Annotated in this window: 12 protein-coding genes and 1 pseudogene; 5 read left to right on the top strand and 8 right to left on the bottom strand. The window is 38.2% G+C overall.

The genetic code is table 11. From position 1 onward, the window contains the following. Nucleotides 1-92: 92 nt before the first annotated feature. Nucleotides 93-512, top strand: a pseudogene (locus ACEYX7_RS09370) (DUF2238 domain-containing protein); the annotation flags it as partial. Between the two features lie 37 nt (nucleotides 513-549). On the opposite strand, the gene ACEYX7_RS09365 reads toward ACEYX7_RS09370, so the two are convergent. Beyond that, nucleotides 550-1,305 (bottom strand): glutathione S-transferase family protein, encoded by a 756-nt coding sequence (locus tag ACEYX7_RS09365; RefSeq protein ID WP_374900484.1) that lies wholly within the window; start codon nucleotides 1,303-1,305, stop codon nucleotides 550-552. Nucleotides 1,306-1,394: 89 nt separating this feature from the next. Here ACEYX7_RS09365 and ychF point away from each other — a divergent pair, with 89 nt between their 5' ends. The 3 genes from ychF (at nucleotide 1,395) to greA (ending at nucleotide 3,704) form a co-directional block, all read left to right on the top strand. Then, complete coding sequence (ychF, locus tag ACEYX7_RS09360) at nucleotides 1,395-2,486, top strand: redox-regulated ATPase YchF (protein ID WP_374804728.1); 1,092 nt, start codon at nucleotides 1,395-1,397, stop codon at nucleotides 2,484-2,486. 252 nt (nucleotides 2,487-2,738) lie between these two features. Beyond that, nucleotides 2,739-2,999: a hypothetical protein gene (locus tag ACEYX7_RS09355; protein ID WP_374806975.1), complete on the top strand. Its 261-nt coding sequence runs from the start codon at nucleotides 2,739-2,741 to the stop codon at nucleotides 2,997-2,999. 228 nt (nucleotides 3,000-3,227) lie between these two features. Beyond that, on the top strand, nucleotides 3,228-3,704 hold the full coding sequence (gene greA, locus ACEYX7_RS09350; protein WP_374804730.1) for a transcription elongation factor GreA: 477 nt from the start codon (nucleotides 3,228-3,230) through the stop codon (nucleotides 3,702-3,704). Between the two features lie 61 nt (nucleotides 3,705-3,765). Here the strand turns inward: greA and ACEYX7_RS09345 are convergent, their stop codons facing one another. From ACEYX7_RS09345 to pabC, 6 genes are all read right to left on the bottom strand, one after another. Further along, nucleotides 3,766-4,299: an adenine phosphoribosyltransferase gene (locus ACEYX7_RS09345; RefSeq protein ID WP_374804731.1), complete on the bottom strand. Its 534-nt coding sequence runs from the start codon at nucleotides 4,297-4,299 to the stop codon at nucleotides 3,766-3,768. Nucleotides 4,300-4,326: 27 nt separating this feature from the next. Then, nucleotides 4,327-4,716 (bottom strand): RnfH family protein, encoded by a 390-nt coding sequence (locus ACEYX7_RS09340; RefSeq protein ID WP_374804732.1) that lies wholly within the window; start codon nucleotides 4,714-4,716, stop codon nucleotides 4,327-4,329. Nucleotides 4,717-4,720: 4 nt separating this feature from the next. Then, complete coding sequence (locus ACEYX7_RS09335; protein WP_374804733.1) at nucleotides 4,721-5,809, bottom strand: hypothetical protein; 1,089 nt, start codon at nucleotides 5,807-5,809, stop codon at nucleotides 4,721-4,723. Nucleotides 5,810-5,881: 72 nt separating this feature from the next. After that, nucleotides 5,882-6,517: a dTMP kinase gene (gene tmk, locus ACEYX7_RS09330; RefSeq protein ID WP_374804734.1), complete on the bottom strand. Its 636-nt coding sequence runs from the start codon at nucleotides 6,515-6,517 to the stop codon at nucleotides 5,882-5,884. A 74-nt stretch (nucleotides 6,518-6,591) separates the two neighbouring features. After that, entirely contained in the window at nucleotides 6,592-7,638 is a 1,047-nt protein-coding gene (mltG, locus tag ACEYX7_RS09325; protein WP_374804735.1) for an endolytic transglycosylase MltG, read from the bottom strand. A 45-nt stretch (nucleotides 7,639-7,683) separates the two neighbouring features. Beyond that, nucleotides 7,684-8,574: an aminodeoxychorismate lyase gene (gene pabC, locus ACEYX7_RS09320; RefSeq protein ID WP_374900482.1), complete on the bottom strand. Its 891-nt coding sequence runs from the start codon at nucleotides 8,572-8,574 to the stop codon at nucleotides 7,684-7,686. Nucleotides 8,575-8,712: 138 nt separating this feature from the next. On the opposite strand from pabC, the gene ACEYX7_RS09315 reads away from it, so the two are divergent. Next, entirely contained in the window at nucleotides 8,713-9,639 is a 927-nt protein-coding gene (locus tag ACEYX7_RS09315) for a CysB family HTH-type transcriptional regulator (protein WP_374804737.1), read from the top strand. On the opposite strand, the gene ACEYX7_RS09310 is transcribed toward ACEYX7_RS09315, so the two are convergent. After that, nucleotides 9,636-10,586, bottom strand: a complete 951-nt coding sequence (locus ACEYX7_RS09310) for a hypothetical protein (RefSeq protein ID WP_374900481.1) — start codon at nucleotides 10,584-10,586, stop codon at nucleotides 9,636-9,638. The two genes, ACEYX7_RS09315 and ACEYX7_RS09310, sit on opposite strands and share 4 nt — an antisense overlap. Between the last annotated feature and the right edge of the window lie 98 nt (nucleotides 10,587-10,684).

Below are 10,684 nucleotides of genomic sequence, written 5' to 3'. Positions count from 1 at the left end.
CTTCGAATTGAGAATGAAATTAGTGGCAGGATTTATAAATTGGCAAGTTAATCGCTAAATTTACATTTTCGAAAGAGATCTAATGTTTTGGCTTTTTAACTTTACATATTTTTGCTGCACATTGGCTATATTCTTCTGTGCCATATAATGAATGGTTAATTCAGTTATTTAATTTTGATTTGGACAAAACGTTTGGCTGGCAACGCAATATGTTTGATCGTGTGGTGCATTTTGGTTATGGTTTGTTAGTTTATCCATTTTTCTATCAAGTGTTTGCACATTATTTCAAAACTTTATCCAAAAAACAATTGGCATTTATTGTACTGATGTGGGTGATGGCAAGCAGTATGTTGTATGAATTGATTGAATGGGCATTGGCAATGTCACTTTCACCTGAGCAAGCCGAAGCTTATAACGGGCAACAAGGTGATATGTGGGATGCCCATAAAGATATGTTAATTGCCACCATTGGGGCAATTATGATGGCATGTTTCTATCCTAAAAAGCACTGACTACTGACTTTTATAACAGAATATTTATCTTTACAGGTTAGATTCCACGCCAATCCACCCGAGCATGACGATGATGCTGATAAATTCGACGCACGTAATCTGCCAATTCTAATCGATTTAAATCATCATGATATTTTTGTATCATAGGTGTGTAGCTTTGCCAAGGCTCTAGTTGCCAAGGTGTATCAGCAATATTTAATAATGGTGCTAACATACTACACAAAGAAATATCCGCCAAGCTAAAACGGTCATCTACTAAATATTGTTTTGCTTGCATCTTTTTATTACAAAAATCTAATAATTGATACATTTCTTGTTCAGTTTCTGCCAAACTCTTACTGTGTCGCTTTAGATATTGGTTTATGGTTTTACGAAAGACTTTATCTGAGATTTGTTGATACTTTTTGAGTAAACCTTTTTCACCGAGTAATGATAATAAAATGGGATTTTCTTGGTCTTGCAAAGCATGCGATAAAATACAAAACCGAATATATTTTCCTAATTGTTGGCTACTTTTTTCTAAATGCAAAATTTCTTGCTTTTTATCTCTCAAAATTAATGGATATTCAGCATAACGATCATCTAAATATTCAGCAATATTTAAACTACCAAAATACCATTTTTGCTCATCTAATAGAATCGGCAATTGCGTTTGTTTAGTACGATATAAAGCAAAAGGTTGATGCAAGCCTAAGACTAGATTTTTGGCTTGAAAATGTAATTCTTTATAATCTAACATCCATCTTGCTTTTTCACAAAATGGCGATACTGGAAACTGATATAAAATCCGCATGGCTTATCGCTCTCACTTGCTTTAGTGCAAGACTTTAACATGAATTTCGGGTAAACTAGGCAAAATTTTGTAAAACTTAGGATAATGTTATGGGTTTTAATTGTGGCATTGTGGGTTTACCGAACGTAGGTAAATCTACACTTTTTAATGCACTGACCAAAGCAGCGATTGCCGCTGAAAATTTTCCATTCTGCACCATTGAACCGAATACAGGCATTGTCCCTGTACCAGATATGCGTTTGCAAAAATTGGCTGAAATCGTTAAACCACAACGCATTCTGCCAACTACCATGGAATTTGTCGATATTGCGGGCTTAGTCGCTGGTGCATCAAAGGGTGAAGGTTTAGGTAACCAATTTTTAGCAAATATCCGTGAAACCGATGCGATTGCGCATGTTGTACGTTGTTTTGAAGATGAAAACGTCATTCATGTGAATGGAAAAATTGACCCATTAGATGATATTGCTACGATTAACACTGAATTGGCATTAGCCGATTTGGATACGGTTGCCAAAGCCATTACTCGTTTGACCAAAGTTGCAAAAAGCGGTGACAAAGAAGCTGTTGCCACCAAAGCGGTCTTAGAAAAGTTACAACCATTGTTAGATGAAGGTCGCCCTGCTCGTGCAGCGGACTTGTCTGATGATGAACGCAAATTATTGCGTGGTTTTGGTTTATTGACGCTTAAGCCAACCATGTATATTGCCAACGTTGCAGAAGATGGTTTTGAAAATAATCCACATCTTGATGCAGTAAAAAACTTAGCTGAATCAGAAAATGCCATCGTGGTTGCATTATGTAACCAAATTGAAGCTGAAATTTCTTTGCTTGAAGATGATGAGCGTGCCGAGTTTTTAGAAGCGATGGGCATGGAAGAACCAGGTTTAAACCGTGTTATTCGTGCTGGTTATTCATTGCTTGGTCTGCACACCTATTTTACTGCTGGTGTACAAGAAGTACGTGCTTGGACAGTCAAAGTTGGTGCGACTGCACCTCAAGCTGCTGGCGTGATTCATACGGACTTTGAAAAAGGTTTTATCCGTGCTGAAGTGATTGCCTATGATGATTTCGTGCAGTATAACGGTGAAAATGGTGCCAAAGACGCAGGTAAATGGCGTTTGGAAGGTAAAACCTACGTTGTTAATGACGGTGACGTGATGCACTTCCGTTTCAATGTATAATATTTAGTCTATTTTAGGTCAAATTACGACCTAATTATGGCAAAAAAGTCGGGTTGACAAAAAGGTTGACTCGACTTTATTTTTTTTTGTAATTTTTTTAAATTTAAAATTATATGTTTTTCAATATCTTAATCAAATATGGATAAAATGTTTACAAATTGCAATAAAATAGTCTTTGCAATGCAATTTTTAATGATTATAATGCACTCCGAGTTCTACAAACACTTTAATTCCATTTGTGAGGATAGGAATATGAACAAGTTACTTATCGCTTTAGGTTTAGCTGCAACTGTTGCTTTAGTTGGTTGTGGTAAAAAAGAAGAAGCTCCTGCTGCTGCATCTGAAGCTACTGTTGCAGCTTCTCAAGCTGTTGACGCTGCTTCTGAAGCTGTTGCTGCTGCATCTGACGCTGTTGTTGCTGCTTCTGACGCTAACATGGCTGCTTCTGAAGCTGTTGTTGCTGCTTCTGACGCTCATGCTGAAGCTTCTGCTGCTGCATCTGCTGCTAAATAATCAGTACTTTAAAATACTGAATGCAAAAAGCCACCGTCAAGGTGGTTTTTTGTTTTTCGGCATAAAATATCGATTGCTGATTTTAACAATAAATATGGATGACTTTTTATAAATATCAGTTAAAATACGCTGTCTCTAATTTTAATCTTTAATACACTACTCTACCGCTTGCCTTTGAAGTAAAGTGGCTTGGAGTTTTTTGTATTTATTTATATGCAAGGAATCATCATGCAACGTTATCCAATGACTCCCGAGGGCAAAGTCGCTCTTGAGAATGAGCTTAATCAACTCAAATCTGTAGAACGTCCACGTATCACTCAAGCTATTGCTGAGGCTCGTGCACATGGCGACCTTAAAGAAAACGCTGAGTACCATGCTGCACGTGAGCAACAAGGCTTCTGTGAAGGACGTATTCAAGAGATTGAAGGACGTTTGGGTGCTGCACAAGTGGTAGATATTCACCAGTTACCCCAAGATGGTCGTGTAATTTTTGGTGTGACTGTTACTATTGCGAATCTTGATACTGATGAACAATCGACCTATAAAATTGTTGGTGATGATGAGGCTGATTTTAAAATCAATAAAATCTCAATCAACTCACCAATTGCTCGTGGTTTGATTGGTAAGTCTGAAGGTGATGAAGCAAAGATTGCTACACCGCAAGGCGAAGTCGAATATGAAATCGTTAAAGTTGAATATATCTAATTCAATTTGAGTAAAGTTGAAATTAAAAAAAGTGGCTTATTTTTGAGCCACTTTTTTTATATCATTTACTTAATACATTGAATATCGGCATATCTAGTTGCTTATGCAGTATTGGTAAATCCAATAATACCAATGCACCAAGTACTTGATGTCCAGCCATTTCACACAACTTTTGACATGCGGTGAGTGTACCGCCTGTCGCCAGCACATCATCTATAATTAATACTTTGCCTGATTGAATATTTTGGCTGATTTCTAAAGTATCTGTGCCATATTCCAAACCATAGCTATAGCTAAATACTGGTGGTGGTAATTTGCCTTTTTTACGCACAATAATCAACGGCTTATCGAGTTTAATCGCCAACATACTTGCCAAAATAAAACCGCGTGCATCAATCGCACATAGATAATCACATTCGGCAAAAACATCACTCGGTACAGCATCAATCAAAGCTTGTACTAAAGCTTGTTGATGTCCGTTAAGCAAAGGACTAATGTCAAAAAAATCAATTCCTGCTTTAGGAAAATTCTCTACAGTATGAATAATGTCCCAAAATGGATGCGTGCCGTGTTGTTGGATTGGCATATTTTGCATAAAAATAACCTATAAATTAAACTAGTGTTAAGATCCGTTAGACTGACTCTCATTTTGTCGAGCTTGATTCGATTGATTGGCCTTAATCTGCTGTTTACGATATTGATTGCCTTTAAGAAAGCGACCAACTGGATGTTTTTCGGCACGTTTGCGGCGAATATCTTTCGGATTCATGGTCAGTGGACGATAAATTTCTATACGGTCGCCATCTTGCAACACAGTATCCATCGGCATTTTTAAGCCAAAGATGCCTACTTGCAAAGGCTCTAGCAAAGTCAAGGTTTTGACCATATCACTCTGTTGCAAAGCCATTGCAATATTACTGCCACGAACAATATTTAAAGTCTGTTGATGGCATCGTTCGGCATCACAATAAACAATGCTGACCTGAATATTTTCCGCTGAAGCATTCATCAAATGATTAACCAACCAGACCTAAAATTAAAGAAATCAATGCCAATACTACTGCCAATGGTACCACAATACGCACCATCACTCGCCATAGGTTATAACTGACTTCACTAGAAAACTGCAATGACTTACGCAAATGGCTGATTTTCATGATCCAACCTGCGAAGACGCTGCTTGCCAAGCTGTTGAATAATGCCAATAAAATAAAGATAACAAACAATACTTTTGTGATTGGCAATACCCATAGTAGTACAGGCACAAGTAAAATCACTGCTTGAATTGGCAGTGCTACTTGACGTTGTAAGAGTTGCTCACGCGTTAAATTCAGCAACACGCCTGCCAATGCCAAACCAGCTACAGCCAATAAAATCACTGCCATGCTATTTTGTAGATTCAGCAAGCTAAATGCCACCAAGCCCACGATTTGAGCCAACCAAATTGGTAATGCCATCGGTGCTAACTGCTCACGCTCTGCAACATTTTTCACCACCAACTGCCAGTACACACCAAAACCTAGACCAGTTGTGACCAATACTAAAGCGACCGCTTTACCCCACTCTTTAAACTCAATCGCTGTCCATGCCCAAGCTTGTGCATCACCGCCCAAACCCAATACAACTGCTAATAATCCTGCACCTGCTGCCACTGCCAACAAAATCATTCTTGGCAACATTGACAATGCCACAGCCACCACCGTCAAAATCAACACCGCAATCATTGGCGATAAACTTAAATTTTGCTGCTGAATCACTTGCTGACTCGCAAATGCCAATAATCCGCCCGCACATAACGGCATCAACACCACACCCAACCAACTGCTAATCCGCCATTGGGTTTTGGCATCGGCATCACGGGTAAGCTGCATCATACCTTGCAATGGCACGCTTTTAGCACGCTTTGCCAAAGCCAATTCCATCAATACCAAAGGCAGACTCAAAAAAACACTTGCCACCACACAAAGCATGACAAAATCAGTTTGCTTATAGCTTACCAACCCCAAACTTGGTGCAAGTGCTGCGGCAATAATCAATGATAGAGAAAAGGCCAACAGACCCAACAGCCAAGATGGTGTTGCGGTGTTCTGTGAAGGATTATTCATGTTGTTATCAACCAAAAAAACATATAAAAATGACTGTGCATATTTTGCCTTGTATTGCTTACAATTGCAAAATTATCCTGTGATTTTATCAGCAGATTTCAATGCTAATTTTTCAGCAATATGCTTTAAAGCCTGCTCAGTTAATTGCTCTGGTGACAGATTGGCATCTAGACGACAAAAACGCTGTGGAAATTGCTCAGCCAACATAGCATAGCAGTCATGGATTTTTTGGAAGAAATCAATATCTTCCTGCTCAAATCTATCGAGTTCACCACGTTTTTTGGCACGTTGCATACCCACCTCTACAGGCAAATCTAACCAAAAAGTAATCTCAGGCAGACAGTCAACAAAATTATCGTTTAAAACATCGACCAACGATTTTGGCAAACCTCGTCCACCATGTTGATATGCCATACTGGCATCAATAAAACGATCACACAATACCATTTTTTGCTGCTGTAAGGCTGGCAAAATCACTTGCTCAATATGTTGTGCTCGTGCTGCATACATCAATAATAATTCGGCTTTATTAACCAGTTGTTCTTGATTTTTTTCTAATACAATTTGACGAATCTTTTCAGCTAGAGGTGTGCCTCCAGGTTCACGAGTCAGCACCACGTCATGCCCTTTTTGCTGCAAAGCGTGTTGTACATTGGCAATCAAGGTGGATTTCCCGACCCCTTCTGTGCCTTCAAAACTAATAAACATGTCTCACCCCCAAAAAGCTTTAATGAAAATAAAAGGGCAATGTTTATGCCCTTTTATATGCCATCATTGTAGCATCATTTCTTAGAACGAATCACTGCCAAATACTCTTGTACAGCACGATTATGGTCTTGTAAATTTTCGGTAAATTTATGCCCACCATTGCCTGTCGCGACAAAATAAATATTTTTTGAATCGTCAGGTTGCATCGCTGCGTTCATCGATTTTAGACTTGGCATGGCGATTGGTGTTGGCGGTAAACCATCGATAGTATAGGTATTATAAGGCGTTGGCGTTTGTAAATCAGTGCGACGAATATTGCCATCGTACTTATCGCCCATACCATAAATCACAGTTGGATCAGTCTGCAAACGCATACCGATTTGCAAACGGCGAACAAATACACCAGCAACCATATTGCGTTCAGCATCTAAGGACGTTTCTTTTTCGATAATCGATGCCATAGTTAGCATTTCATATTTATTCTTGTATGGCAAACCTTCTTTAGGTTTTTGCCAAGCCTGTTCCATATTACGGATCTGACGTTGATGCAGCTCTTTTAAAATTTCAACATCAGTCGCACCTTTGGCAAAGAAATAAGTATCTGGTGCAAATAAACCTTCTGGATGATTATACTCAGCGCCAATTTTTTGCATAATTTCTGCGTCAGGCAAATCCAAAATGGTATTTTTTACATTTGGGTCTTGTTTTAAACGTGTTTTAAATTGCTTAAAGTTTGTACCATCAATCAATACCACACGATTCATTTGTGCAAACTGTGCATTACTCACCATATCCATCACTTGGCGTACTGTCATGCCTTGCTTAACTGAATAGACACCCACTTTTAAAGTGTCTTTAATCACGTATTTCTGATATAGCTTCCACAAATTTGGCGAATTAATGATGCCTTTATCCGCCATTTTTTGGATAAAAGAATTATACGTTTCACCTTTTTCCACATTTAAAATCAATGTTTTGTCTTTAACTGGATAAGGTGCATTTAAAGCTTTTTGTATATAAAATGCTGCACAAGCCAAAGCAATGAAAACAAAAAGTAAAAAAATAGCCAGCCACTTTAGCCATGAAGAATTTTTTTTGGATAATTTGGATTGTTGAGCCATAAGCTAAAGACCACTCAAAAAAGAACTGCAATACTTCAAAAAAGTTTAAGTCAGTTGCTGTAATCGTAAACGTTCGGCAAGCATAATACACGGCTGCGATAAAAATTGCATCTGCATATTGTCAGATTGTGCTGTCATCAATTGTCCATTACAGATGATATTTTCGATAATTTGCATCGGATTTAAGGCATTACAAAAAAATCCTGCCTGCATATTCAACAATTCATTTACATGAATCGCTCGAATTTTTAAAGCAATATCAGCCTCTTGCATTCTAGCGATAATCTCTTGTCGCATTGTGCCATCAATACCCGTATCAGCCAAGTCAGGCGTATGCCAAACATCCCCATCGTAGAAAAAACAATTACTGGCGATACCTTCTACTAAATGATTTTTACTGTCTAACACCAAAGCTTCTTGCCAAGCTTGACGATCGCAATCAGCTTTTAACATCACTTGCTCTAGTCGATTTAGGCTTTTGATTCCTTTTAATACAGGCATAGTCTGCCCTAGTCTTAGGCGAGATATACCGACTTTTTGCAAAATAGCAAACTGAACATTGAGATTTTGCGAATTAGACTTACTCGGATAAATCAACCAATGTCGCTCACTTGGCGTATTCGGTAATGCATAACCACGTGCCGATACACCACGGCTGAGCATAATTTTGACTGTAGCATTTTCTATGTTTTTCAAATGTTCAGACAATATGGCATAATCTTGCAAAATCTCTTCAATCGCACAATTAAGCTGTAAATGCTGTATCGCATCTTGTAAACGCTGTATATGTCTATGCCAATAGACAATCTCACCATGTTTTAGTTTGGCGGTAGTAAAACAACCATCACCATATAAAAAGCCACGATTTTCCAAATCAATATACGCTTCAATTGGTCGTAGATTTTGACTTGGGTTGAGATAATAAATCAGACTCATGGCAAATGATACTTAGAATATTAAGATGAGTTTACTCAATTTTTTTGAGATTAACAGCAGTTTTTTACAATTTTTGCTTTTCTTTCTGATTGGCATTAGTTAGCATGATAGCGGTATTTTTCTGTAAAAGCGTTCGCCATGAATTTTCAGCAATTGCGTATTATCCGTGAAACTGTCCGACAAAACTTTAATCTTACTGAAGCGTCTAATGCTTTATATACATCACAATCTGGCGTCAGCAAGCATATTAAGGATTTAGAAGATGAATTGGGCGTACAATTGTTTGTGCGTAAAGGCAAGCGTTTGCTCGGCCTTACTGATGCAGGGCAAGCAGTTTTGCAAATTGTAGAACGTATGCTGATTGATGCGGATAATATCAAATATTTGGCTCAAGATTTTCATGCTATTCACGAAGGTACATTGACCATCGCTACTACGCATACCCAAGCCCGTTATGTATTACCGCAGATTGTCAGTCAATTTAAACAACGCTTTCCCAAAGTGCATTTGATTTTACAACAAGCCAGCCCAGTTGAAATCCGTGAAATGCTATTGCACGGTGATGCTGATATCGGTATTGCCACAGAGTCTCTCACTACCGAAGAAAATCTTGCCAGTGTGCCTTATTATCATTGGTATCATTCGGTGGTTGTGCCATTGGAACATGAATTGGCACAGATCGACCAAGTCACTTTACAAGACTTGGCAAAATATCCTTTGGTCACTTATCATGGCGGCTTTACTGGGCGTAGTAAAATCGATCAATGTTTTAAAGACGCAGGGCTAAATGTTGATGTGGTCATGTCAGCGTTGGATGCCGATGTGATTAAGACTTATGTTGAGCTGGGTTTGGGAATTGGCATTATCAGTGATATGTCTTATCACCCACAACGAGATAATCATTTAAAGCAAATTCATACCGATATTTTTGGTAAAAATACCACGTGGATTGCTGTGCGTAAAGGGCATTTATTACGTGGTTTTGGTTATGACTTTATCCAACTTTGCTCGGAAGATATCGATATTCAAACCTTAAAAAATGCGGCTTTTCCTGATGAGAGTTAGAAATAAATTATAGGATTACCTGTACAACTTTTGAATAAAAAGAATAAGATAAAGGCGATGGTCATTATCACCAAAATTCTGGGTGCTTTATAACTTTTAGCATAAGGCTGATGTTGATGCTGGCTTGCGTTTTCTTGGTAATCTACAATACAGCTTGCACGCATTTCTTGCACATAATTTAAAGCGTGTTGGCTGGCTTGTGGCGTGGTAGATGTAACAGGGCTTGATTCTGCAAAATCTTTAAAATCACTTAATTTTGGTTGAGCGACTGCTTGTAAATCTTTCCAAAAATGAGCATTACGATTTAATGTTTGAAATGCAGGCAATAAAGCTGCTTCATCATCATGCATCAGCCAATGCTGATAAAAATAGCTTTCTCGCCAAAAATACGCAGGTAAAACCGTACAAATTCCCGAACGCTTTGGATGTAATAAAATCGGTATGGAACGCTGATTCAGTACACCATTCGGCAAATGTAAACGCCAAATAAAAATACTACATGTATAAAGCGGATATTCACTGATGGACTTTGGTACTAAATGGGCTTGTCTATCCATTTCATCGGTGACATGTTGGGCATAAGCCAATAATTCTGGATCATCAGGCGTTGTGTTCTTTAGACTAAATAAGTGTCCGGCAACTTGTTGTAGTTGCTCGGTAGATGCTTGACCTGTGGGGTCATAAACAATTTCAGCGGGACAAGAGTGTGGTTGTTCTGCATCAAATAATAAGCGATTGGCTTGTACTATTGCTGCCCAAACAATTTTTCCATCTTGATATAGTGCTGTTAACGCATTGATTTGTTGAATCAAAGGTTCTTCTGGTGTCATCCATGATGGTGGGATCATTTGCAAATAAGCAAAATCTGATTTTTGCATAGTTTGCATTTGAGTTTTAATATCTATACGGCGAATTTCATCATCTATTCTACTTTGCCAATCATTCATTATACTTTCTCCGACCACAAAACCCATTAAAAGAAAAAACAGCCAATTATTAAATAATTGGCTGTTCTACAATTCTAATATCTTAGCGAAATAAAATC

Source organism: Hubeiibacter jixunmingi, assembly GCF_041928215.1.
In the GTDB taxonomy this organism is placed as follows: domain Bacteria; phylum Pseudomonadota; class Gammaproteobacteria; order Pseudomonadales; family Moraxellaceae; genus Acinetobacter.
Note: the sequence above shows the minus strand (reverse complement) of the source record. Positions and strands in the feature narration are given on the sequence as shown.

Excerpts from the sequence above, each read along its gene's own strand:
- ACEYX7_RS09365 (WP_374900484.1), bottom strand. The coding sequence starts at position 1,305 with ATGCGGATTTTATATCAGTTTCCAGTATCGCCATTTTGTGAAAAAGCA.
- ychF (WP_374804728.1), top strand. The coding sequence starts at position 1,395 with ATGGGTTTTAATTGTGGCATTGTGGGTTTACCGAACGTAGGTAAATCT.
- ACEYX7_RS09355 (WP_374806975.1), top strand. The coding sequence starts at position 2,739 with ATGAACAAGTTACTTATCGCTTTAGGTTTAGCTGCAACTGTTGCTTTA.
- greA (WP_374804730.1), top strand. The coding sequence starts at position 3,228 with ATGCAACGTTATCCAATGACTCCCGAGGGCAAAGTCGCTCTTGAGAAT.
- ACEYX7_RS09345 (WP_374804731.1), bottom strand. The coding sequence starts at position 4,299 with ATGCAAAATATGCCAATCCAACAACACGGCACGCATCCATTTTGGGAC.
- ACEYX7_RS09335 (WP_374804733.1), bottom strand. The coding sequence starts at position 5,809 with ATGAATAATCCTTCACAGAACACCGCAACACCATCTTGGCTGTTGGGT.
- tmk (WP_374804734.1), bottom strand. The coding sequence starts at position 6,517 with ATGTTTATTAGTTTTGAAGGCACAGAAGGGGTCGGGAAATCCACCTTG.
- mltG (WP_374804735.1), bottom strand. The coding sequence starts at position 7,638 with ATGGCTCAACAATCCAAATTATCCAAAAAAAATTCTTCATGGCTAAAG.
- pabC (WP_374900482.1), bottom strand. The coding sequence starts at position 8,574 with ATGAGTCTGATTTATTATCTCAACCCAAGTCAAAATCTACGACCAATT.
- ACEYX7_RS09315 (WP_374804737.1), top strand. The coding sequence starts at position 8,713 with ATGAATTTTCAGCAATTGCGTATTATCCGTGAAACTGTCCGACAAAAC.
- ACEYX7_RS09310 (WP_374900481.1), bottom strand. The coding sequence starts at position 10,586 with ATGAATGATTGGCAAAGTAGAATAGATGATGAAATTCGCCGTATAGAT.